Here is a 23,075-nt window from a genome sequence, read left to right on the forward strand (position 1 = left end):
GCCCTCGGCCGCGCTCGGCAGCCAACAGCTGGTCCATCAGCGGCCGACCAAACCGCTTGCGGCAGCACATGATTCATTCCTTAGCGGCCCGCAGAATGAGGCGTACGGCCTCGTCAAGCTGCCCGGCGATCTCGGGAAAGGTGACGAACCGGGCCGTCATCAGTGCGCCCGCAAAAGTCATCTGGAGGGTCGATCTCACCGCGCGGGGCCAACCGGGTCCGAGCGCGGCGCCGATCCGCCTGGCCACCTCGTCGCCGATCTGTTCCCGGATGGGCTTGACCGCCGGGTCGTCCGCCATCATCGCCGCCCCGCAGGCGGCCGTCAGCTCCGGCTCGTCGGCGACCATGACCGCCATATCACGCAGGGTCGCGCTGACGCGCGCTTCGGTGGTCTCGTTGACATCGGTGTGCAGCGGCAGGTCACGCAGGAAGCGCAGGTACACCGCCGCGACCAGCGCGCTCTTCGACGGGAAGTAGGTGTAGGCGCTGGCCGGTGACACGCCGGCGCGGGTGGCGACCGCGCGCATCGTCAGCTTCGCGTACGACGATTCGCGCAGCTCGTCGAGGCCGGCGTCGAGGACCTTCCGGATGGTCTGCCCCGGCCGCCGATCCGCCCGGCGGCCCGCAACGGCGGCGGTACTGGCCGCGGACACTTTGGACACCGGTCCAGTGTAGGGAGACGCCGCCGGCGCGGCCCGCGGCTCGGTCATAGGGTGGCGCACATGGCGGAGGACGACCGGCGGCGGTGGGACCAGCGTTACACGGCCCAGGGGCCGCCCCCGCTCGGCGCGGTCGGCCCGCCCGGCGCCCTCGCGCGCCACGCCGACGTCTTTCCCACCGTGGGAAGTGCCCTGGATGTGGCGTGCGGGCAAGGACTGGCCGGCGTGTGGCTCGCCCGGAGGGGCCTCGAGGTATACGGGCTCGACGTCTCGCCGGTGGCCGTGAGCCAGGCGTGCGATCTCGCCCGCCGTGCCGGCGTCGGCGAGCGGTGCCGGTTCGACGTCGTCGATCTCGACCGCGGGCTGCCGGCCGGCGCGCCTGTTGACGTCATCGTGTGCCACCGGTTCCGCGACGCCCGCCTGGACCGGCCGATCCGCGATCGGCTGGCGCCCGGCGGCCTGCTCGCGATCGCCGTGCTCAGCGAAGTGGGCGCGGCTCCGGGGCCGTTTCGCGCGGCGCCGGGTGAGCTGGCCGCGGCATTCGCCGATCTCGAGGCGATCGACTCCGGCGAAGGACAAGGCCAGGCGTGGCTGCTGGCGCGCGCGTCACGGTGATGGCCAAAGTCTCTGTGCTGTTACGTGATTCGTAATCCCGGCCATAGTCCGCGGTGCCCGGGCGCTGGCCCCTGCACGCGGAATCATGCGAAATGGCGGCGGTTTTCGGTAATCGCCCAGGGGAGAGCCGTCGTCCGGTAATGTCACGTGGCATGGAGCGTCGCGTGCTGGAAGCGATCATCTACGAACGCGAACCGCCGATCGCCCGGATCATCCTGAATCGGGTTGACAAGGCCAACACCAAGGACGCGGTGCTGGTTACGGAGGTCGACGGATGCCTGCGCGAGGCGGACCGGGACAACGAGATCAAGGTCGTCATCATCAAGGCCAACGGCAAGGGCTTCTGCGGCGGCCACGTGGCCCGCTGGGGCCCCGACGAAAACCCCTACCCGGACTTCGGAAACACGTTCGAGGACCTCTACAAGGGCACCGCGGACCTGTTCCTGTGGCCCACGTTGTACCTGTGGGAGTTTCCGAAGCCGACGATCTCGCAGATTCACGGCTATTGCATGGGCGGCGGCATCTACCTCGGGCTGCTGACCGACTTCTGCGTGGCGTCCGAGGACGCGTATTTCCAGATGCCGCTTGCCCAGAGCCTCGGCGAGCCGGGCGGGCACACCATGATCGAGCCGTGGTTGATGATGAACTGGCACCGCACCATGGACTGGCTGTTGCTCGCGCCCACGCTGTCCGCGCAGCAGGCGCTCGACTGGGGCCTGCTCAACAGGGTGGTGCCGCGCGAGGACCTCGAGGACACCGTCGAGGACATGGCCCGCCGGATCGCGCAGATCCCGCTCACCACGCTGATGGCCGTGAAGAACAACGTGAAGCGGGCCTGGGAGTTGATGGGCATGCGGGTTCACCTACAGGTCAGCCACATCCTGACCAACATGGTCGGAGCCGCCTCCGACGTTCAGGCGCGGCGGGCCGAGCTCAAGCAGTCCGGCATGAAACCGCGCGACTTCGTCGAGCGCGACGAGAATTCCTAGCGCGAGCAGACGCAAAAGCCCCCGCCGCACGGCGTGTCGGCATGCTTTTGCGTCTGCTCGGGGAAATATCGGCTGCGCTCGGCAACTACCGGCTGCGCTCGCCGGCGACCCTGCGCCCGGCGGCATGCCTGGCGGCGACGTAGCCGAACACCATCGAGCTGGCGATGCTCGCCCCGGCGCCGGGGTACGTGCGGCCCATCACCGTTGCGGTCGTGTTACCGGTGGCGTACAGGCCCTCGATCACCAGGTCCTGCTCGTCGAGCACCTGGGCGTGCTCGTTGGTGACGACGCCGCCGCAGGTCCCCACATCCGCCGGGAAGACCCGGGTCGCGTAGTACGGCGCTCGGTCCAGCGGGCCGACGGCGGCGTTCGGGCGGTAGCCGGGGTCGCCCAGGCAATCGTTGTATGCCGACTGACCACGCCCGAAGTCCGGGTCCAGCCCCTTGGCGGCAAAGTGGTTGAACCGCTGGATGGTCCGCGCCAACTCGTCGGCGGGCAGGTCGATGCGATCGGCGAGCTCGGCGACGGTGTGGCCGGTCTTGACCGCGCCGGTCTCGCTCAGCCCGGGTGGCAACCCTTGACTCCGTTTGAAGGGGTTCGCGCTCGTGACGTACCGCCGCACGTAACCGTCGTCGAAGACCATCCAGCACGGCACCGCCTTGTTGGCGTACATCGCCTTGCCGACCTCGACGTAGGAATTGGACTCGTTGCAGAACCGGCGTCCCGTGGAGTCGACGTAGATGGCGCCGGGCCGCTGCCGGCCAGATCCCAGCGACGCGGCCGCGGCGCCGCCGTTGGGGATGAACACCGAAGGCAGCCACCAGGCTTCGTCGAGCAGATCGGTCTTCGCGCCGAGCCGCATCGCCGCCTGCAGCGCCTCACCGGTGTCGCCGGCGTTGGCGATCGACCACTGCGCGTCGTTCGGTTGGTCGCCGCTGTACCGGCGGCGCATCTCCTTGTTGTGGCCGAACCCGCCCGCCGCCAGCAGGACGCCCTTGCGCGCCTCGACGTTCAGGGTCACACCCGCGCGGGATACCCGCGCTCCGACGACCCGCCCGTCCTCGACGATCAGATCCTCCATCGCGGCGTCGGTCCACAGCGGCGGCTGCCCATCGCCGAGTTCGATGAGCGCCTTGAGCATCTGACCGATGAGCGAGGCGCCGTTGGTCAGGATCTGGCGCCGACGGATTCGCGCGGCGGCGGTGCGCAGGAAGACCTTGCTCGCCACGGCGAACGCGCGCGGCGAACGGTTGAAGTACTGCACCGAGCGGAGTTCGTTGGTCAGCACCGCGAAGCCATAGTTCTTGGCCAGCGCCGGCTGCAGCTTGTCGCTCCAGACCCCGAGTTCCGCCGCATCGAAGGGGATCCCTTCGACCGCGCGGCCGGATTCGTTGCCGCCCTTGTGATTCGGGTAATAGTCGCTCCACCCGGCGCACCGGATCAGGCGGACACCCCTGCGGATGAGGAAGGTGAGCATCTCGTAGCCCGCGGTGAGGAACATCTCGCGGCGTGCGAGTGACGACGGCGCGCCGATGTCGCCGACCACGTCGGCGAGATAGGCCAGGCCGTCCTCGTGCGAGTCGGCGATGCCGTCGGCGCGCATCAACGGGTTGTTGGGCAGCCAGACGATGCCCCCGGAAAGACCCGTCGAACCTCCGACGAGGCTTTGCTTTTCGAGGATCAGCGGCTCGATGCCGCCGTCCAGCGCGGCCAGCGCGGCCACCATGCCGCCGCCACCGCTGCCGGCGATCAATAGGTCGACGGAGCGGTCCCAGTGGGTGGTCATCGCGCCCCCGCCCCGAAACCCAGGTCCGCGATCGGCACGTCGATGGTCGTGTTGGTCTTCTGAATCGCCGGCACCAGCCGCTCGTGCGGCAGGCCCGCGAGGAACCCGTCGACGACGCGCTCGAAGTTCGAGATCAGTCCCTCGAGCTGATCCGACAGCCGCATGTACTCGAAACCCCGGCAGTGCAGCCCCTTCTGCTGGCGGGGCAGGTTGGAGAAGTCCTGCGCGGGGATCGGCGGCCAACGCGGATCGTCGGGCGCCATGGGCTGCGGCGGGGTGGGCCGGCCCGCGGAGGCGTCGCCGGGAAGTCGTGTCAGAGACCAGATCTCGAACAGCGTCTCCTCCGCACCAAGCGGGCGAATCCGGTAGGAGGATGCGCTGCTGTAGGTCGGCAGGATGAAGTAGTGCGGGAAGCAGAACCCGATCGCGTCCGTGATCCCGCGGCGGACCAGATCGTTGAGGTCGGGCATGTTGCTGCCGCGGGCGCGGTGCCAGCCGACCACCGCGTCGTTGAGGGCGCCGCGCCACACGGTCATCGCCTCGGCCGGGTCCGGCGGCAGCGCGATCGTCTGCAGGCCCTCGGCAATACGAATGTCGTTCTCGTGCGTCATGCCACCCATCCCGGTGCCGAGTGTGCGCATGAAGTACAGGCTGCTGGCGACGACGGGGTGCACGGTGTCCCGTGCCGGGCCGCCGTTTCGCGCGGATGGCAGCAGTTGGGGGTGGGTCTGGGGGACGTGGTAGCCCTCCATGAACGCCGCCGTGGCGAGCTTCCAGTTCACCGGCAGCCGACACGACTGCCACCATTCGGTGCGCAGCGTCTCGACCTTCCAGGCGTCGTAGATCGATGCGAACGGCTCGAGGCAGTCCCGCAGCGCGGGCGCGCCGTCGTCCAGGTTGATCCACGCGCAGCCGCCCCAGAGCTCGCACCGGACCGAGACGAGCCGGAGGTCGTCGGGGCGCATGTTGCCCTCGGCGAAGGCCTCGGGCCGCGCCACGAACGTGTTGCGCCCGTCGACGTTCCAGCACCAGCCGTGGAACGGGCACACGAGGGTGCGCCCGGCACCGGCGGAGCCGTTGCCCTGCACCAGTTTCACGCCGCGATGACGGCACGCGTTGTAGTAGGCGCCGACGGTGTCGTCGTCGACCCGCACCACGACGATCGACTGGTCGAGGATCTCGTACTCGACGTAGTCGCCCGGCCTGGGAATCTCCTCGAGGCGGCATGCCATCTGCCACACCCGTGGCCAGAACAGCTCCGCCTCAAGCGCGTAGAACTCGGCGTCGTAGTACCGCTGCTTGGGAATCCGGTCGGCGGCCCGGACCGCCCACGGCACGGGCCGCCGTGCCCAATTCGCCTCGGGCCGCACCGAACCCCGGTCTACCACCATCGCGCCATCCTTCGTTCACACAATCCGTGAAGTCCGCCCCTGCCAGTAGCGTTCGCGCACGCGCCTTTTGTAGAGCTTTCCGTTCGGGTCGCGCGGCAGGATGTCGAAGTCGACGGAGCGGGGACACTTGTACCCGGCCAGGTGCTGTCGGCAGTACTCGATGAGCTCGGCCTCCAGACCGGGTCCGGCCACGACGCCCGGCGCCGGCTGCACCACGGCCTTGACCTCCTCGCCGAACTCGTCGTTGGGCACGCCGAATACGGCGGCGTCGGCCAGCTTGGGATGCATGACGAGCAGGTTCTCCACCTCTTGCGGGTAGATGTTCACCCCTCCCGAGACGATCATGAACGTCGACCGGTCGGTGAGGTACAGGTAGCCGTCCTCGTCGACGAAGCCCATGTCACCCAGCGAGCGCCAGCCACAGTCGTTCGACACCGACGCGGTCTTCGCGGGGTCCTTGAAGTAGTCGAAGGCGGGACCGCCCTCGAAGTACAGCTCGCCCGGCTCGCCGGGCGGCAGCTCGTCGCCGTCGGCGCCGATGACGTGGACGGGTGACATCGGCCTGCCGACCGAGCCGGGATGGGCCAGCCACTCCTCGGGCCCGATCGTGGTCCCGGCGAATCCCTCTGTGCCGCCGTAATATTCGTGGATGATCGGCCCGAACCATCGCATCATTCGGTGCTTGACGTCGACCGGGCACGGCGCGGCGGCGTGGATCACGCAGCGCAGGCTGGAGACGTCGTAGGCGTCCCGGACGGCCTGGGGCAGCTTGAGCATCCGCACGAACATCGTCGGGACGAACTGGGCGTGGGTGACCCGGTGCGTTTCGACCAGCCGTAGCACGGTCTCGGCGTCGAACCTGGGCACGATGATCGACGCGGCGCCGACGCGGTTGACCGCCATGGTGTAGTTGACCCCGGCCGCATGGTAGAGCGGAGCGGGGGAGAGGTACACGCTGTCGCGCTCCATCCCGTACTTGTGGGTGAGCGCCAGCTCGAGCACGGCCTGCGCCCAGGATCCGTTGCCGTCGGTCGGCAGCGGGCGCCGAACGGCCTTGGGCCGCCCCGTCGTTCCCGACGAGTAGAGCATCTCCGAGCCGTCCGACAGCGGGGGTGGAGCGCCCGCCCCGGCGACGGCGTCCTCGTAGCCGCACCAGCCCGCCAGTCGGGCACCCAGACTGAAGCGGGCTTTGACGCCCGCCCGCGCCAGGTGTTCTGCAAGGTCGGGCGTCGAGGCGTCCACAAACAGCGCACTGGCGTCGGAGTCGTCGATGACGTAAGCGGCCTCGTCCGGGGTGAAGTGGGTGTTGACCGCGGTGTAGTACAGCCCGGAAAGCTGGCAGCCCCAGGCGATCTCGAAGAACTCCGGCCGGTTCGGCAGCACCAGGGCCACGCCGTCGCCGCGGCGCAGGCCGGCGTCGTAGAGGAGCGCCGCGACCCGCCGGCTCCGCTCGTACAGCTGGGAATACGAGATCGTGTCGCCGTCCGCGACGACGAGGGCGGGCGCGTCGGGGGCCGCGGCGGCGTGATCGGTGATGTTCACCGGGGGACCGTCAGGAGGTGGCGGCGCCGTCGGTCGCTGCGGCCGCGGCCGCCTGGCGCCGGGCCTGCTCGGACGGCAGCACCTTGTCCTTGAACACCGTCTGGATGAGCTCCTGCACGTCCTTGCTGATCGACGCGAGCGCGACGAGGTCGTTGGAGCTCTGCCAGTGCACCCGCATGCCCATGAGTTCCCACGCGCGTTTGAGGTTGGCCTTGGTGGCCAGCAGGGTCGTCATCGGCGCCTGGGCGATGTGCCGGGCGATGGCCTCGACCCGGTCGCCCAGCTGCTCGCGGGGCACCACCTCGTTGACCAGGCCGTATTCCAGCGCCTTCTTCGCGTCGATCACCTCCGCGAGGTACAGGTAGTAGGCCGCCCGCCGCCAGTTCATGAAAACCCATGGCTCGATGGAGCATTCACCCGACGGCATGCCGAAACCCTGCAGCGGCGGGTAGGAGAAGTACGCGTCCTCGGACGCGATGACGATGTCGGTGGTCAGCCCGTAGTGGGTGCCGCCGCCGACGCAGTAGCCGTGCACCTGGGCGATGGTCGGCTTGGAGAACTCCCACAGGTTGAGCACCGGCTTGACGAACAGGTCGGTCTGCGGCTTCCACGGCGTCCCCATCACCTTGGCGCCCTCCACGAATGCCGGGTAGTCGACGGCGTTGTTGCCGATCGCATGGCCCGAGCAGAAGCCTTTGCCGTTGGCCTTGAGGATCAGGACCTTGATGTCGTAGTCACGGTCGGCATCCAGGAGGGCGGCGTCGACTTCTTCGGCGAGCTTCTGGTCCTGGGCATTGGCCTTTTCCGGCCAGTTCAGCGTGACGCGCGCAATGGGGCCTTCTTTTTCGTAGATGATTCTCTCGCGGGTCTCGTTGAGATCCATGTCTGCTCACCTTTCGTTAGGACATGATGACGCCGATTTCGGCGCCGATGTCGTAGACGGTCCCTACCTGGCCGGTCCATTGCACGGTGCCCGATGCGCCGGCTTCGATTTCCTGTTCCACCTTCTCCGTGGCGATCACGTAGATCGGCGTGCCCTCCTCGACATGCTCGCCGGCATCGACGAGCAGTCCGGTCAGCTCGGCCTCGGAGACGGCGACCGACACGCGCGGGATGCGGATCACGAAGTCAGCCATGGATTTTGGCGCGATCGCGGGTGTCCTGGAACGTGGCGAACGCGGCGTCGACGATCCGGGCCGGCGACGGATACACCTGCGCCTCAAGCGCGGCCGCCGCGGGGGTTGGCACGAACCTGGGCGCCACCCGCTGGACCGGCGCGGCCAGTTCGCCGAACAGCTCGGAGTGCAGGATCGCCGCGATCTCGGCGCCCGGGCCGGCGAATTGCACGGCGTCGTGGGCGATCACGACTCTTCTGGTGCGCCGGGCGGAATTGACGATCGTCTCGACGTCCAGCGGGACCAGGGTGCGCAGGTCGACGACCTCCGCGCTGATGTCGTGTTCGGCCAGCGTGGCCGCGGCCGCCAGCGCGTCGTGCACGCTGCGCCCGTAGCCGATCAGCGTCACGTCGGTGCCCGGCCTCTTGACGTCGGCGCGGCCCAGCGGGATTGCGAATCCGGGCTCCAGCGGGACGGGACCCTTCTTGCCTTGCAGCCGGATCGTCTCGACGAACAGGCAGGGGTCCTCGTCGAAGATCGCGGCCGTGAGCAGGCCTTTGCCGTCGCGCGGGGTGGAAGGCACGATCACCTTCATCCCCGGGATGTGCATGAACCAGGCTTCAAGGCTCTGCGAATGGGTGGCGCCGGTAGCCAGGCCCCCGTAGACCTGCGTGCGGATGGTGATGGGGGCCGTCGTTCTGCCGGCGGTCATGAACCGCAGCTTGGCGGCGTTGTTGATGAGCTGGTCGGCGGCGATGCCGATGAAATCCATGATCATGATCTCGGCGACGGGCAGCAGGCCGTCGATCGCCGCGCCGATGGCGGCGCCCACGATGGCGGCTTCGGAGATCGGCGTGTCCAGCACCCGGTCGTGACCGTACTTCGTCGACAACCCCGCGGTTGGGCCCGAGGCCCCGGGATCGGCGATGTCCTCGCCCAGCAGGAAGACTCGGTCGTCGGACCGCAGCGCCTCGTCGAGCGCGAGATTGAGCGCCTCGCGCATCGTCATCTCTTCTTCTTGCATGCTCACACCGGGAAACCGATCGGGGTCGCGTACACGTCGCGGTCGAGTTCGTCGATCGATGCCGAGTCGGCGCTCATGACCGTCTGTAGCGCGATCTCGACCGCCGCCCGCGCCTCAGCGTCGATGCGGTCGAGTTCGTCCTCGCCACAAAGACCGGATTCGGCCAGCCGGGCGCGGAACCGCGGCACCGGGTCGGCCGCCATCGCCGCGGCGAGTTGTTCGTTGGGAATGTAGGGCATTCGGTCGCCGAAGTAATGACCGCGGAAGCGGAAGGTGACGCACTCGAGGAAGGTCGGGCCTCCGCCGTCGGGGCCGAAGCGCGCCCGGTGCAGCGCCTCGTCGAGCGCAGCTTTCACCGCCAGGGGGTCGTTGCCGTCGACGCGCACACCGGGCATTCCGTAGCCCGCCGCCCGGTCGGCCACGTGTTCGATCTTCATGGTGTCCGAAGTTGGGGTCATCTCCGCGTACTGGTTGTTCTGGCAGACGAAGACCAGCGGAAGATCCCACAGGGCGGCCATATTGGCCGCTTCGTGGAACGAGCCGGTGTTGGTCGCACCGTCGCCGAAGCTGACCACCGTGACGCGGTCCAGGCCCTTGAGTTTCGCGGCCATCGCAAGTCCCACGGCAACCGGGGGCCCGGCGCCGACGATGCCGGTCGAAAGCATCACCCCCTTGCCGGGATTGGCGATGTGCATGCTTCCGCCCTTGCCGCGGCTCGCCCCGACGGAGCGCCCCATCATCTCGCCGTAGATCTCCTCGAGCGGGACGCCCTTGCCGATGAGATCGTGCAGCCCGCGGTAGGTCGTCACCAGTTGGTCGTCGGGCCGCAGGCTCACCCCCATCGCTGCGGCGATGGCCTCCTGCCCGCGCGACGGCCAGTACACGCACATGAATTCGCCGGTGCCTATGCCCTTGGACAGCCGGTCGTCGGCCGCCTTCATAAGCACCATGAGCTCGTACAGGCGACGCTCGGCTCCGGTGCCGGAAACGCGTTCGGTCACGGCGCCACTCATGCACCCGACCACGGCTTCACTTTGAGAAAGCCGCCCGCATCCACCCGCAGTTGCTGGCCGGTGATGTAGCGCGCCGCGTCGGATGCGAGGAACAGCACGGCCTCGCTGATGTCCTCGGGCTCGACGTAGGGGATGGGCATCGCCTGCACCACCGGAAAGACGGGTTCGGCGTCCGCGCGCGTCGGTTCCTTCAGGTCGGGCCGGAAGGCCCGGTACATCGGGGCGCTGTGCAGCATGTCGGTGTTCACATTGGTGGGATGCACCGCGTTCACCCGGATGGAGAACGGGGCCAGCGCCAGGGCAAAGTCGTTGACGTAGTGCGCGGCAGCGATTTTCGCGAAGGCGTAGCCGGCGCCCCCGGGTCCGCCGTCGATGCCGGTGGTGTTCATCGACGACATGAAGGCCGCGTTGGATCCGATCACGATGATCGACGCGCCCGCCCGCAGGTGCATGAGGCTGGCGTGCACGAGGTTCAGCACGCCGATCAGGTCCACATCGACCGCGTCGGCGAACGCCTGGGGCGGCAGTCCGGCGGTCAGCGGGCAGATGCCGGCGTTGGCGACCACGATGTCGAGGTGGCCGAACTCGGCGACGCCCCGGTCAATCGCGGCGGCCAGGGCGACGCGGTCGCGGACGTCGGCGACCGCGGTGTAGGCCCGCCGGCCCTCCTTCTCGACCAGCCGCGCGGTCTCGTCGAGGTCCTCCGGCCGTGCCAGCGGGTACTGATTGGTCTCGATATCGGCGCACAGGTCCACCCCGATGATGTCGGCGCCTTCGGCGGCCAGCATGCGCGCGTGGGAGCGTCCCTGACCACGGGCGGCCCCGCTGATCACGGCGACCTTGCCCGTTACCCTGCCCATCGTCCGCCCTTCGTGGCCACCCCCACGCGAACGGGCACCACTAGTACCGTTGTGCCCCAGGGGGATTCGCGGCCACACCGATGGTTCGGACGCAGCGGCGCCAGCACGTGCGCGCCCACCGCATCGGGGATTCGGGTCGGTCCGATGATCGGCTCCATCGCATCTCTTCCGCGAAAAACCACCCGTGGCCTGCAGCGGGGCTATCGATATCCCTTACAGTAGCTAGAATATCTAAAATAGCAAGGAATGAACCCGAGGGGGTTGCGATGCCGGATGTACACCGGGGCGTCCCGAACGGCGTCCTGCAGGGCGTCCGCGTCGTCGAGCTCGCTTCGTGGACGTACGTGCCGTCCGCCGGTGCCGCCCTGGCGGACTGGGGCGCCGACGTGATCAAGGTCGAGGGCGTCGCCTTCGGGGATCCCGGGCGCGCACTGGTGGTCGGCGGCTTCACCCGCGAGACAGCCCGCCCGGACGCCGACTTCATCCTCGAACTGGGCAACCGGGGAAAGCGCAGCATCGCCCTCGACATCAAGTCGGAACTGGGACGCGAGCTGTTCGGCCGACTCTTGGCCAGCGCCGACGTCTTCCTGACGAACTGGCTACCGGGCGCGCTCGAGCGGGCGCGGCTGACCGTCGACGACATCCGGGCGTTCAACCCGAACATCATCATCGCCCGGGGGACGGGACTGGGGGTGCGGGGCCCCGACCGGGACCGCGGCGGTTTCGACGCGGCCACGTACCTGGCGCGCGGCGGCGTCGCGTACACGCTGACGCCGTTCGGCTCGGAGAACCCGGCCGTCCAGGGGCCGGCGTTCGGCGACCTGCAGGGAGGAGCGACGCTGGCCGGCGGCGTGTGTGCCGCGCTGTTCCACCGGGAGCGAACCGGCGAGGCGACGATCGTCGACTCCTCGCTGCTGTCCCAGGCCATGTGGGCGATCGCGCCGTCGATCTGCGCGGCCGACTTCTTCGACATCGACGGTATCCCCGGCGCCCCGCCCGGGCTGGCGATCAACCCGCTCGTGAACAGGTACAAGACCAAGGACGGCAGGTGGATCCAGCTGGTCTTTCTGCAGCCCGACAAGTTCTGGGCCGGTTTCTGCCAACGCATGGGCCTCGCGGAGCTGGCGGACGACGAGCGGTTCGTCCCGTCGAGCAACCTGATCGCCAACGCGGCCGCGGCGACCCAGATACTGAACGACGCATTCGCCGGCCACGACCTCGCGCACTGGCAGAAGGTGCTCGAAGACGAGCCCGGGGTGTGGGGCGCCCTCGCGACCCCGCGCGAGACCCTCAACGACCCGCAGGTCGAACCCAACGGGTATGTGGTGACCAACGTCGACGACTACGGCGAGGAGTACCGGATCGTCGCCGCGCCCGTGCAATTCAACGAGACCCCGCCCGGCCCCGCGCGGGCCCCCGAACACGGTCAGCACACCGAGGAGATTCTGCTCGAGCTCGACGTCGACTGGGACGACATCGCCCGGGCGAAGGACCTCGGCGCCGTCCTCTAGCGACCGCGCCGCTGGCGTTAGTGACAAAATATACCCACAGGGGTATATTCGCGGCTGCGGTCGGGATACCCCCCTGGGTACTATGGCGGTAAGTCGACATGGATGGAGGACGCAGTGATTGGTGATCAGGGCAGCATCGACGCCGTGCTGAACCGGTTGCGCCGGGCCCAGGGACAGCTTGCCGGGGTGATCTCGATGATCGAACAGGGTCGCGACTGCAAGGAGGTCGTGACCCAGCTCGCCGCGGTGTCGCGCGCGCTGGACCGCGCCGGCTTCAAGATCGTCGCAACCGGCCTGAAGGAATGCGTCACGGGCAGCACGGCTGACGGCGGTGCTCCGCTCAGCGAAGCCGAACTGGAGAAATTGTTCCTGGCGCTCGCCTGAGGCGGCCGCCGGAGAACCGGACGGAAAGGGGAATGCCATGAACCTGGGCATCTCGACGTCGCTGACCACCTCGTTCGACGACGCGGTCGCGCGCACGCGTGCGGCCCTCGCGGAGCAGGGTTTCGGCGTGCTGACCGAGATCGACGTCAAGGCGACACTGAAGGCCAAACTGGGCCACGACATGGAGGATTACCTGATCCTCGGGGCCTGCAACCCGCCGCTGGCGCACCGCGCGATCGACGCGAATCGCCAGATCGGCCTGCTGCTGCCGTGCAACGTCGTCGTGCGCACCGACCCTGATCATGCCGGCGCCGTGCTCGTCGAGGCGATGAACCCGGCCATGCTGGTGGAGGTCACCGGGGAGCCGGGCCTGCGCCCGGTCTCCGAGGAGGTCACGGCCAAGCTGCAGGCGGCCATCGACTCGCTGCGCCGCGACGCCCCCGTCGCCGCCGGCGAATAGCTCGGGAGGAATCCGACGTGTCGGACCACCAGCACCACCACGAGGTCCTCGACGGCCTGTTGCCCCAGCACCGCGCGCTGCGCAAGCAGATCCCCGAGGTCTACAAGGGATTCGCCGCCCTGAGCGGTGCGGCCCTCGCCGATGGCGCGCTCAGCCGCAAGATGAAAGAGCTCATCGCGATGGCGATCGGGGTCGTCGAGGGATGCGACGGGTGCATCGCGTCGCACGCCCAGGCCGCGGCGCGGGCCGGGGCCACCCCCGAGGAGGCCGCCGAGGCCATCGGCGTCACCTTCCTCATGCACGGCGGCCCCGCCACCATCTACGGCGCCCGGGCATACACGGCCTTCTGCGAATTCGCCGAGACAGCCACACCGCAGTCCTAGCCGCCGTTCCACGCTCCGCGCAGTCGACGAACGTCATGAATTGCCGGGACCAAGGTCATTGCGTGCCAAGAACCTGCTGACCTCGGCCGCCGCGCGTCGTAGGTTGCTGTGCGAGGAGCACATAATGACTGCATTCATGCGCGCGAGCGACGCCTTCACCTGGGCGATGGAAAGCGACCCACGGCTGCGGTCCACGGTGGTGAGCGTGGTAGTCCTCGAACGGTCCCCGGACTGGGACGAGGTCCGCGAGCGTTTCGACCTGATCAGCCGCAAGCTGCCGATGTTCCGCCAGCGCGTGGTGGGCTCACCCGCCCCGGCACCGCCACGCTGGGAGTACTACCGAGACTTCGACCTCGACTACCACCTGCGGCGAGCGGCCGTCCCCGCGCCCGGAACCTTCGACAGCGTGCTCGAACTCGCCCGCGTCGCCGAGATGCAGGCGTTCGACCGGGCCCGGGCGCTCTGGGAGATCACACTGATCGACGGCCTGCAGGACGGCGGCGCCGCCATGATCTGCAAGTTTCACCACGCCCTGACCGACGGGATTGGCGGCGTTCAGATCGCGATGAACCTGTTCAACCTGTCCGAAGACACCTACGGGCACGAGGCCCTACCGCCCGAGCCTGCGGTGCACGAGCCGTCGCCGCTGAGCGGCTACCGTGACTCGTGGCGCTACGACGCCGGAGTGCTGGGCGGCGCCGTCGCGGGGGTGGCCAGGTCGACGCCGCGCCTGGTATACGCCGGCGTCCGGCGGCCCGTCGCCACCCTCCGGTCCGCGGCGGCCACCGCGGCGTCGGTCTATCGGACGGTCCGGCCGATAAGCCGGACCGGTTCGCCGCTGGTGACCGAGCGCGGCCTGATCCGACGCCTAGGCGTGCACCAGGTGCCGATGCCGCTCCTGCGGGAAGCGGCGCACCAGTGCGGCGGGGCGTTGAACGACGCGTTCGTCGCCGGCGTGGCCGGCGGGCTGCGTCGGTACCATGAGAAGCACGGGATCACGGTGGGCGACCTGCATCTCACGATGCCGGTCAGCCTGCGGACCAAGGCTGACGACATCGGCGGCAACCGGATCACCCTCATGCGGTTCGACGTGCCCGTGGGCGAGCCGGACCCCGCCGCCCGCATCAGGGCCGTCAACCAGCGGACCGGCGCCGTGCGTGGGGAGGAATCACTGCCCTACACCCAGCTGATCGCCGCCGCGCTCAACCTGATGCCGCGCTGGTACATCGGTTCGGTGCTGCGGCACGTCGATTTCCTGGCCAGTGACGTGCCCGGGGTGCCGGTGCCCGTCTTCCTGGGCGGCGCCCCGGTCCGCTCGCAATACGCCTTCGGCCCCACCATTGGCGCTTCGGTCAACGTCACGCTGCTCACCTACGTCGACACCTGCGCCCTGGGCATCAACGTGGACACCGCCGCGATCCCCGACTTCGACGTCTTCCACGGTGCGCTGGTCGCGGGATTCGACGAAATACTCTCGCTGGCAACTTGATTCGCCTCCGGTCGCGGTGGATGGGACATGACCGCGACACATAAACGTCTGTGACGACACGCCGAAACGCAGAGCAGCCGTTTATATCTGGTGAAGCCCCGCGCCGCGGGGGCGACCGGTCGCGAAACGATCACAAGGGCATACCGAAATGGGCCCGCGGTCTGGCGCAACGCGGAAGTTCCACAAATCATGGCACAAGGCGCCTTTTGAGGATCCAGCGCCGCGACGACGCGCACGCACCGGATTCCCCGTCCGCTGTCGGGTAGCGGATTTCGTTACGGCGCAACAGGAGGTAACCACGGCATGATGGCGAACTGGATTCCCGCCCACACTTCGTTCGGTCCACACTCGGGTCGCATACTCGACACGGCCCGGGGCATTCTCATCGGCCTACGCCGCTGTCCCTCGGACGCCGCGTTCGACGAATTACACAGCGCCGCACTGCGTCACAAGGTCCCGGTGTTCGCCATGGCGTGGGCTCTGGTGCACCTCGCCGGCGACGGGGAGAAGACGCCCAGCTTCACCGATGCCCAGCGCGCGGCTCGCCGTGAGTGGGGTTCACTGTTCGGCAGGCCGGCCGCAATGAGCTGCTGAGTTGGCACGGCCGGGGTCCTGGGGGGTACCGCGGCCGGCCAGCTCGGCCAAACGGCAGGGGTCGGCTAACCTGCAGCTGCCGGAACGTGATCCGCGCAGTCCACCCGAAGCTCGTCCACCGGCAGCGCGGTGTCGTAGAACTTGCACCAATAGGTGCGGGGACCCAACGCCCCTAACTGGCTGCACGTGCTGCACGCGCGGCTGACAGAAACCAGTCCCGCATCATGGAGTTTGCCGATCAGGGCCACCAATCCGTCCAGGAGCGCCTCGGCGTCGGCGCGGTCGAGCTGGGACGCCGCGATCTCCGCCGGGGCGCTCCACCGCGAAGCGCTCGCGGCGATCCGCCGCCCGGACGGCGTGAGGGCCAGCTGCTGGCTCCGTCCGTCGTCGGGGTCCCGGCGGCGCGCCACCAGCTTCTTGCGGAGGAGCGCGGCGACGGCGTCGCTGACGGTGGCGTCCGAGACATTCAGTTCGTGCGCCAGCGCGCTGCTGCGCGCCTGCGGCGGCGGCCCTACGTACAGCCACACCAGCACCCGCATCTGGGTGCTGGACAGGTCGTGTCGCTCTGCCACCCGCCGTGCCAGCACGTGTAGCGCGTCACCGACGCGATCGAGCGCGGCGACGACCTTCGAATCGAGGCTGGGATGGCGCTCCCCGATGTGCTTCAGGGCTTGACTCCAATCGGGCGCCACGAGTCACGCATACGGCAGGCTCCTCGACTCGTGTGTTCCTTCAGGCCGATGCTCGCGATCAGGCTATCGCGCGTCACCGGTGAAAATCAGGGTGATCGTATATGTAGGACTCCTTGGTATTCTGACTAGCATCTAGCGGGTATCGACCGGCGACCCACCGCCGCGCCGTCCACCGACGACACGAGGACCGCAGATGCCCAAACTATCGCGCAGCGACTGGTACGACCTGGCCCGCGATACCAACTGGACCTTCCGCTACGTCAGTGAAGACGCCGTGTTCCCCGAGGAGCTGTCCGGCACGGAGCGCGTCCCAACGGAGGCGTGGCTCAAGTGGGACGAGCCCTACAAGATCGGTTATCGCGAGTACGTGCACAACCAGGTCACCAAGGACACCACGACATACTCGTTGAAGAACACGATCCGGCGTTCAAAGCTGTTCGACAAGCTCGATCCCGGCTGGAAATCGGTGATCGTCGCGCACTACGGCGCAATCACGATGCCCGAGTACCTGGCGTCGATCGGGGAAGCGCGGATGGGACGGTTCGGGCGCGTCGCGGCCTGGCGCAACACCGCCACATTCGGCACTCTCGACGAGGTCCGGCACGGCCAGATTCAGGCGTTCTTCCCCTACGGGCTTCTCGACAAGGAGCCGCGCGGCGACTGGGCCCTGAAAGCCTTTCACACCAACGAGTGGATCGTCCTGGCCGTGCGCTACCTATTCGACGACATGTTCGTCGCCAACGACGCCGCGTCCATCGCCCTGCAGCTGACCTTCACGCTCGAAACCGGTTTCACGAACCTGCAATTCCTGGGCATGGCAGCCGATGCGATCGATGTCGGCGACTTGGAGTTCGGCGCCCTGATCTCGTCGATCCAGACCGATGAGGCGCGCCACGCCCAACAGGGCGAGCCGACGATCAGGGTCCTCATCGACAACGGCCACAAGGACTGGGGACAGTTCCTGATCGATCACATGTTCTGGCGGTCGTGGCGGGTCTTCGCGCTGTTGACCGGGCTGTCGATGGACTACTACACACCGCTGGAAAGCCGCCGGATGTCGTTCAAGGAATTCATCGAGGATTGGGTGGTCAAGCAGTTCGCCGACCAATTCCGCGACTTCGGTCTCGAACACCCTTGGTACTGGGACGAATTCATCAACGAGCTGACCTGGTATCACCACGCCATCCACCTGGGCGTGTGGTATTACCGGCCCACCGTGTGGTGGAATCCCGACGCGGGTGTCTCGGCCGCGGAGCGGCTCTGGCTGGAGGAGAAGTACCCCGGCTGGAACCGGGACTTCGGTCGGCACTGGGACGTCATCACCGACAACGTCCGCAAGGGCGACATCGCGGCGACGCTTCCCGAAACCCTGCCGATCACGTGCAACCTGTGCCAACTGCCGATCGTCCGGGCCGCCGGGGTCATCGTGGGCGCCCACACCGACCCGGCCCCGTTGACCCACGTCCACAACGGCCGCAGATACCTGTTCTGCTCCGAACCGTGCCGCTGGATCTTCACCCAGCGCCCCGAGCGGTTCGCCGGACACCAGTCGCTGATCGACCGCGTGCTCTCCGGTGAGATCAGCCCACCCGACCTGGGCACGGTACTGCAATATTTCGGCCTCTCGCCGGACGAGCAGGGCCAAGACGCCGACAACTACGCCTGGGCGCGGGAACGCTGAGAGGGACGATCGTGGCGCTGCTTCCGCTGACCGCACTCTTTCGCGGTGACATTCTCGAGTTGCTCATTCCCGTCGATGACGCGGACACCGTCGAGCAGGTGGGCCGGCAGGTCGCCCATCACGTCGTCGGCCACCGCGTGGCGCGCCGCGACGCGCCGCTCCGCGTCCGTCATGACGGCCAAATCCTGGCGCCGGAGGCCGTCATTGGGACCTTGGGCGTAAAGCCGCTGGATCATATCGAAGTGTCCTACGGTGACTGACCGGTACGGCATTGCTTCCGAATGGAGGGTCGTGGCCAGCGTCGACGAGCTGTGGGAGGGCGACGTCGGCGAGTTCTACGCCGGCGATCTCCCGATCCTTCTGGTGCACTTGCGAAGTGGTGAGCTTCGGGCATTCGCCGGCACCTGCCCGCACGCCGGCTTCCCGCTGGCCGACGGTGACGTTGAGGGCAGTGTGCTCACCTGTTCGGCCCACAGCTGGGAATTCGACCTCGACACCGGCGCCGGGCTCAATCCCGATAACTGTCGGCTGCAGCCCTACCAGGTTCGCCGCGACGGCGACCACATCGTCGTGGCGTTACCACCGAATGGAGAAGCCCGTGACGTCGTCAACCGATGAACGGAAGCTGGTCGGACCGATCGTTCGCGGTTTCGACCCCGACATCGTCAGTGCCCTGACCGAAGCCATCCGGGCGGACAACCCCGACTCCGACATCCTCGTCGAGGATCACTCGGGCTACGTCCGCATTCACGCGCCATCGTTTTTGAAGGTGACCAGGATCAGCCTGGAACTGGCCGCCGGGCAACAACTCCCGTTGTCGTCACTCGAGCCGGCGATCGCGGGATTCGCCGGCCGGATGCGCTACGTCGGCGACGACGAGCTGCACTGGTATCTGGAAAGGAAGGATTGAGCCGATGGCCACTGCGTCACCGCGCCGACTCAAGACGTGGAGCATCGCCGGCGACACGCGGCGCAAGCCCACCGAATACGAGATCGTCACCGGTCAATTCCATTACCACTTCAACCGCAGACCGGCACCGTTCGACCTCGACCCCGACAGCCCGATCAACCGCTGGTACCTCGAACACCGCGAAGGGTCCCCCCTGCGCGCCGCTGATTGGGAAGGATTCCGCGACCCGGCGGCGTTAAATTATCGGCGCTACATTGCCCTGCAGCACGACCGCGAAATCTACGCCGAGGGGGTGGTCGACCACCACGAGTCGCTCGACCACGACTCGAATTTGGATCCCGGATGGGTCGAGACCCTCGAACGCATCTACGTTCCTGCCCGGTTCGTTTTCCACGTTCTGCAGATCACCGGCCTCTACGTCGGCCAGCTGGCGCCCAGCGCCTACATCACCAACGCCGCGTTCTTCCAAGCCGCGGACGAGCTCCGCGCGTTGCAATGGATCGCCTACCGCGCCAAGTCCCTGTCACTCACCCACGGCGCCGCACTGGCGAATTCTGAAGCCACCCGGTCGATCTGGGAAAACGACGAGGCCTGGCAACCCGCACGGGAACTCCTCGAGCGGCTGCTGGTGGCCTATGACTGGGGCGAGGCCTTCACGGCGCTGAACCTTGTCGTCAAGCCAACCCTCGACGCGCTGTTCAAGGAGGCCTTGCCCGAGCTGGCCGCCGCGCACAGCGACGGGCTGACCGCCGCGCTGCTGCGGGAGTCACGGGTGGACACCACCAGGAGCCAGGACTGGAGCGCCGCGCTCGTCCGCTACAGCGTCGCGGCGAATCCCGCCAATCGCGGCGTCTTTGTGCAGTGGCAAAACACCTGGCAGCCGCTGGCCGACCGCGCGGTCGACGGGTTGGCGACGATCTTGGCGACTGCTCCACAGCCGGCCGACCCGTCGACGGTCCGCCGGCAGGTCGACGCGTCGGTGGCTCGGTTCCGTTCGTCGTTCGATACGTAGCGCCGTCTAGCGCGTCCAGGCGGGCGACTCGGCGGCCTTGCGCAACGCCTCGGTGATGCGCTGCTCTTTTTCGGCGAAGCGCTCCGTCGGTGCCGGGACCGAGATGGCAACCACGCCGTCGCCCGCGGTGCGTCGCGCGATGGCCGCCGCCGAGATCCCGGGCGTGTGCTCGTCGCGGTCGAAAGCGATTCCGGTGCGGCGGATCTCGGCGACTTCGTCGTGCAGCCGCTGGGCGACCTCGGGTGCGAACCGGGAAATCAAGTTCTGACCATCCGCGTCGTCGAGCGCCGCCAGGGCGGCCTTGCCGTTCGCGGTCGACTCGAGCGGGAAGCGGACGCCGACCGCGGAGACGGCCCGCAGGCGGTGCGACGACTCGATCTGGTCGATGAACCACATGCGCTGCCCGCGCAGGACCGACAGGTCGACCGTCTCACCCTCGGTCGCGCGGGCCACCCGCTCGATCGTGGGCCGGAAGAACGCCGCGATGTGTGCCCCGTCGGCCCGCCCGAACCCCAGCAGCCGCTCGCCGAGGGCGAACCGACCCTGGGAATCGACACTGGCCAAGCCCACCTCGACCAGGCCGACCAGCAGGCGGCGTGCCGTCGACTTGGCCAGCCCCAGCCGCTCGCCGAGGTCGACCAGGCGCAGCCGTCCCGGCTCCGCGGCGATCTCGTCGAGCGCGGCGGCGGCGCGACGTAACACCTGGATGCCCTCGTCGCGACCAGTTGGCAAACTTTCCCCCATCGATTGCACCACTCCACTATAGTGTTCCGCATCACGGACCATGAAGACCGAAATGCGGATCAAAGGAGTTCCCATGGGTGCGCTACCGGCGGGGCGGCACTTTTTCCGGACCGACGACGGGTACGAGGCCGCCCGCCGCGGCACCGTGTGGCACCAGCGCGTGCCCGAACGCTATCCGGAGGTGATCGTGCAGGCGGTCGACTCCGCCGACATCGTCGCGGGCCTCCGATACGCAAAGGCCAACGGGCACAAGGTCAGCATCGTCTCGGGCGGCCACAGCTTCGCGGCCAGCCACCTGCGCGACGGCGCCGTGCTGCTCGACGTCAGCCGCCTCGATCACGCCACCATCGACGCCCAGAAGAGGACCGCCGTTGTGGGCCCGGGTAAGGGCGGCAGCCTGCTCATGTCCGACCTGGAGGCGCTGGGCCTGTTCTTTCCCGGCGGCCACTGCAAGGGCGTCTGCGTCGGCGGGTACCTGCTGCAGGGCGGATATGGCTGGAACAGCCGGGTTTTCGGCCCCGCGTGCGAGAGCGTGATCGGCCTCGACGTCATCACCGCCGACGGGGAACAGGTCCATTGCGACGCCGAAAATCACCCCGACCTCTTCTGGGCCGCCCGCGGCGCCGGGCCGGGCTTCTTCGGCGTGGTGACGTCGTTCCACCTGAAGCTCTATCCGCGGCCCGCCGCCTGCGGCACCAGCGTCTACGTCTACCCGTGGGACGTCGCCGACGAGATCTACACGTGGGCGCGCGGCATCAGCGCCGAGGTGGACCGTCGGGTCGAGATGCAGGCCATCGCGACGCGCAGCCTCCCGGAGATGGGCATCGACAGCCCCGGCATCGCGTTCGCGTCCCCGGCCTTCGCCGACTCCGATGAGGAGGCCGAGCAGGCCCTCGCCATCTTCGGCAGCTGCCCGGTCGTGGACAAGGCGCTGGTGAAGGTCCCGTACATGCCGACGGACCTGCCGACCTGGTACACCGCCGTGATGACCCACTATCTGGCCGACTACCGCTACACGGCGGACAACATGTGGACGTCGGCGTCGGCCCGGGATCTGCTGCCGGGCATCCGGACGATCCTGGAAACCATGCCGCCGGCCCCGTCGCACTTCCTGTGGCTGAACTGGGGCCCATCCCCGCAGCGCCAGGACATGGCCTACAGCGTCGAAGACGAGCTCTACCTGGCGCTCTACGGCTCATGGAAGGACCCCGCCGACGACGACAAGTACGGCGACTGGGCCGGCTCCCGGATGGCCGCCATGTCGCACCTGGCCACCGGCATCCAGCTGGCGGACGAAAACCTGGGGAACCGGCCGGCGAGGTTCGCCACAGACGAAGCGATGGAGCGGCTCGACAAGACGCGGGCCGCCTACGATCCGGACGGGCTGTTCAACAGCTGGATGGGACGGCTCTGATGACCGGCTTGTACCTCGGCTACCGCAACGACGACGCCGACACCCCGTTCGGCAAGTTCTTCACCCCGCAGATGGCGCCGCTGCCGGGCCATGTCGTCGAGGCACTGCACCACGGACCGCAGGGCGGCATGGCCCTGCTGGCGTTCGACGACGCCGCGAGCGTCGCGGAGCCGGGATACCAGCAGACAGAAAACGGGTACGGCGTGCTTGACGACGGCAGCTTCGCGGTGGCGGTGCGCACCGACATGCCCGGAGTCACTCCCGCGATGTGGGCGTGGTGGTTCGGCTGGCACGGCTGCGACACCCGCCGCTACAAGCTCTGGCACCCGCGCGCGCATCTGTCGGCCGAGTGGAAAGACGGGGGACGGGAGCGGGGATACCTGGGCCGCTGGTCGATGATCAGCGAGTACATCGGCTCGACCCTGCTCAAGGGCGCGATCCAGTTCGTCGAACCGGCGGCCCTCGGCCTGCCGCCGGACGCCGACGACGCGGTCGCGATCTGCGCCCGGCTGGGCTCCGGCGACGCCCCGGTCGACGTCGGCTGGTTCGTGCACCACGTTCGCTCGACACCGTCCGGCGCCGAAATGCGCTCGCGGTTTTGGATGGGTGGGCCGCACATCGCCGTCCGGAATGCCCCCGGCATGGCCTCCCGCGCCGTGCGCCCCATCGCATCGCGCATCCTTGGCTCCTCGGAGGCCACCGCCCGTAACTTGTTGGTCCACTGCGCGCAGGAAATGAATCATCTCGCAGGATTCCTGCCCGAACTGCACGGGACGCTCGGCGAGGAGTAGCGCGGCGGCGGAAACGC

Annotated in this window: 26 protein-coding genes; 15 read left to right on the top strand and 11 right to left on the bottom strand. The window is 68.2% G+C overall.

Annotation, left to right across the window (positions count from 1 at the left end; translation table 11 throughout):
- Window positions 1–73: 73 nt before the first annotated feature.
- Window positions 74–709 (bottom strand): TetR/AcrR family transcriptional regulator, encoded by a 636-nt coding sequence (locus G6N56_RS02980; RefSeq protein ID WP_085256759.1) that lies wholly within the window; start codon window positions 707–709, stop codon window positions 74–76.
- A 12-nt stretch (window positions 710–721) separates the two neighbouring features.
- Between G6N56_RS02980 and G6N56_RS02985 the strand changes: the two genes are divergently transcribed.
- Window positions 722–1,273, top strand: a complete 552-nt coding sequence (locus G6N56_RS02985; protein WP_085256758.1) for an SAM-dependent methyltransferase — start codon at window positions 722–724, stop codon at window positions 1,271–1,273.
- Between the two features lie 152 nt (window positions 1,274–1,425).
- Window positions 1,426–2,262, top strand: coding sequence for an enoyl-CoA hydratase-related protein (locus G6N56_RS02990; protein ID WP_085256757.1), 837 nt, complete (start codon window positions 1,426–1,428; stop codon window positions 2,260–2,262).
- A gap of 85 nt (window positions 2,263–2,347) precedes the next feature.
- On the opposite strand, the gene G6N56_RS02995 is transcribed toward G6N56_RS02990, so the two are convergent.
- Genes G6N56_RS02995 through G6N56_RS03030 form a run of 8 tightly spaced genes read right to left on the bottom strand, consistent with a single transcriptional unit; the run spans window position 2,348 to window position 10,993 of the window.
- Window positions 2,348–4,048 carry an FAD-binding protein gene (locus G6N56_RS02995; RefSeq protein WP_085256756.1) on the bottom strand — a complete coding sequence of 567 codons (1,701 nt, stop codon included), beginning with the start codon at window positions 4,046–4,048 and terminating at the stop codon, window positions 2,348–2,350.
- Complete coding sequence (locus tag G6N56_RS03000) at window positions 4,045–5,439, bottom strand: aromatic ring-hydroxylating oxygenase subunit alpha (RefSeq protein ID WP_085256755.1); 1,395 nt, start codon at window positions 5,437–5,439, stop codon at window positions 4,045–4,047. Before G6N56_RS03000 ends, G6N56_RS02995 begins: the two co-directional genes overlap by 4 nt.
- 15 nt (window positions 5,440–5,454) lie before the next feature.
- Window positions 5,455–6,981 carry an acyl-CoA synthetase gene (locus tag G6N56_RS03005; protein WP_085256754.1) on the bottom strand — a complete coding sequence of 509 codons (1,527 nt, stop codon included), beginning with the start codon at window positions 6,979–6,981 and terminating at the stop codon, window positions 5,455–5,457.
- A 10-nt stretch (window positions 6,982–6,991) separates the two neighbouring features.
- Window positions 6,992–7,864: an enoyl-CoA hydratase/isomerase family protein gene (locus tag G6N56_RS03010; RefSeq protein WP_085256753.1), complete on the bottom strand. Its 873-nt coding sequence runs from the start codon at window positions 7,862–7,864 to the stop codon at window positions 6,992–6,994.
- A 16-nt stretch (window positions 7,865–7,880) separates the two neighbouring features.
- Window positions 7,881–8,117 (bottom strand): biotin/lipoyl-containing protein, encoded by a 237-nt coding sequence (locus tag G6N56_RS03015; RefSeq protein ID WP_085256752.1) that lies wholly within the window; start codon window positions 8,115–8,117, stop codon window positions 7,881–7,883.
- A complete protein-coding gene (locus G6N56_RS03020; protein ID WP_085256751.1) occupies window positions 8,110–9,120 on the bottom strand; it encodes an alpha-ketoacid dehydrogenase subunit beta in 1,011 nt (336 codons plus the stop codon). Before G6N56_RS03020 ends, G6N56_RS03015 begins: the two co-directional genes overlap by 8 nt.
- 2 nt (window positions 9,121–9,122) lie before the next feature.
- Window positions 9,123–10,070: a thiamine pyrophosphate-dependent dehydrogenase E1 component subunit alpha gene (locus G6N56_RS03025; protein ID WP_232069427.1), complete on the bottom strand. Its 948-nt coding sequence runs from the start codon at window positions 10,068–10,070 to the stop codon at window positions 9,123–9,125.
- A 59-nt stretch (window positions 10,071–10,129) separates the two neighbouring features.
- Entirely contained in the window at window positions 10,130–10,993 is an 864-nt protein-coding gene (locus tag G6N56_RS03030; protein WP_085256749.1) for a mycofactocin-coupled SDR family oxidoreductase, read from the bottom strand.
- Between the two features lie 266 nt (window positions 10,994–11,259).
- On the opposite strand from G6N56_RS03030, the gene G6N56_RS03035 reads away from it, so the two are divergent.
- From G6N56_RS03035 to G6N56_RS03060, 6 genes are all read left to right on the top strand, one after another.
- A complete protein-coding gene (locus G6N56_RS03035; protein ID WP_085256748.1) occupies window positions 11,260–12,504 on the top strand; it encodes a CaiB/BaiF CoA transferase family protein in 1,245 nt (414 codons plus the stop codon).
- A 114-nt stretch (window positions 12,505–12,618) separates the two neighbouring features.
- Window positions 12,619–12,888, top strand: coding sequence for a metal-sensitive transcriptional regulator (locus G6N56_RS03040; RefSeq protein ID WP_085256908.1), 270 nt, complete (start codon window positions 12,619–12,621; stop codon window positions 12,886–12,888).
- A gap of 37 nt (window positions 12,889–12,925) precedes the next feature.
- Window positions 12,926–13,348: a DUF302 domain-containing protein gene (locus G6N56_RS03045; protein WP_085256747.1), complete on the top strand. Its 423-nt coding sequence runs from the start codon at window positions 12,926–12,928 to the stop codon at window positions 13,346–13,348.
- A 17-nt stretch (window positions 13,349–13,365) separates the two neighbouring features.
- Window positions 13,366–13,731, top strand: a complete 366-nt coding sequence (locus G6N56_RS03050; RefSeq protein ID WP_085256746.1) for a carboxymuconolactone decarboxylase family protein — start codon at window positions 13,366–13,368, stop codon at window positions 13,729–13,731.
- Window positions 13,732–13,855: 124 nt separating this feature from the next.
- Entirely contained in the window at window positions 13,856–15,220 is a 1,365-nt protein-coding gene (locus G6N56_RS03055; protein WP_085256907.1) for a wax ester/triacylglycerol synthase domain-containing protein, read from the top strand.
- 303 nt (window positions 15,221–15,523) lie between these two features.
- On the top strand, window positions 15,524–15,814 hold the full coding sequence (locus G6N56_RS03060) for an ANTAR domain-containing protein (protein ID WP_085256745.1): 291 nt from the start codon (window positions 15,524–15,526) through the stop codon (window positions 15,812–15,814).
- Window positions 15,815–15,879: 65 nt separating this feature from the next.
- Here the strand turns inward: G6N56_RS03060 and G6N56_RS03065 are convergent, their stop codons facing one another.
- Window positions 15,880–16,506 carry a MarR family winged helix-turn-helix transcriptional regulator gene (locus G6N56_RS03065; protein ID WP_232069199.1) on the bottom strand — a complete coding sequence of 209 codons (627 nt, stop codon included), beginning with the start codon at window positions 16,504–16,506 and terminating at the stop codon, window positions 15,880–15,882.
- A gap of 193 nt (window positions 16,507–16,699) precedes the next feature.
- On the opposite strand from G6N56_RS03065, the gene G6N56_RS03070 reads away from it, so the two are divergent.
- The 5 genes from G6N56_RS03070 to G6N56_RS03090 are packed head-to-tail and all read left to right on the top strand — an operon-like array spanning window position 16,700 to window position 20,109.
- Entirely contained in the window at window positions 16,700–18,187 is a 1,488-nt protein-coding gene (locus G6N56_RS03070) for an aromatic/alkene/methane monooxygenase hydroxylase/oxygenase subunit alpha (RefSeq protein ID WP_085256744.1), read from the top strand.
- 11 nt (window positions 18,188–18,198) lie between these two features.
- Entirely contained in the window at window positions 18,199–18,447 is a 249-nt protein-coding gene (locus G6N56_RS03075) for a toluene-4-monooxygenase system B family protein (RefSeq protein WP_085256743.1), read from the top strand.
- A complete protein-coding gene (locus G6N56_RS03080) occupies window positions 18,440–18,805 on the top strand; it encodes a Rieske 2Fe-2S domain-containing protein (RefSeq protein WP_085256742.1) in 366 nt (121 codons plus the stop codon). The genes G6N56_RS03075 and G6N56_RS03080 overlap by 8 nt, the downstream gene beginning before the upstream one ends.
- Window positions 18,786–19,097, top strand: a complete 312-nt coding sequence (locus tag G6N56_RS03085; protein WP_232069200.1) for an MmoB/DmpM family protein — start codon at window positions 18,786–18,788, stop codon at window positions 19,095–19,097. The genes G6N56_RS03080 and G6N56_RS03085 overlap by 20 nt, the downstream gene beginning before the upstream one ends.
- A gap of 4 nt (window positions 19,098–19,101) precedes the next feature.
- Window positions 19,102–20,109 carry an aromatic/alkene monooxygenase hydroxylase subunit beta gene (locus G6N56_RS03090; RefSeq protein ID WP_085256740.1) on the top strand — a complete coding sequence of 336 codons (1,008 nt, stop codon included), beginning with the start codon at window positions 19,102–19,104 and terminating at the stop codon, window positions 20,107–20,109.
- 6 nt (window positions 20,110–20,115) lie between these two features.
- On the opposite strand, the gene G6N56_RS03095 is transcribed toward G6N56_RS03090, so the two are convergent.
- A complete protein-coding gene (locus G6N56_RS03095) occupies window positions 20,116–20,853 on the bottom strand; it encodes an IclR family transcriptional regulator (protein WP_408632683.1) in 738 nt (245 codons plus the stop codon).
- A gap of 73 nt (window positions 20,854–20,926) precedes the next feature.
- On the opposite strand from G6N56_RS03095, the gene G6N56_RS03100 reads away from it, so the two are divergent.
- Entirely contained in the window at window positions 20,927–22,267 is a 1,341-nt protein-coding gene (locus G6N56_RS03100) for an FAD-binding oxidoreductase (RefSeq protein WP_085256904.1), read from the top strand.
- Window positions 22,264–23,058 carry a DAPG hydrolase family protein gene (locus G6N56_RS03105; protein WP_085256905.1) on the top strand — a complete coding sequence of 265 codons (795 nt, stop codon included), beginning with the start codon at window positions 22,264–22,266 and terminating at the stop codon, window positions 23,056–23,058. The genes G6N56_RS03100 and G6N56_RS03105 overlap by 4 nt, the downstream gene beginning before the upstream one ends.
- The last annotated feature ends 17 nt before the right edge of the window (window positions 23,059–23,075 follow it).

Origin of the sequence: Mycobacterium saskatchewanense (genome assembly GCF_010729105.1) — a bacterium.
Lineage (GTDB): Bacteria > Actinomycetota > Actinomycetes > Mycobacteriales > Mycobacteriaceae > Mycobacterium > Mycobacterium saskatchewanense.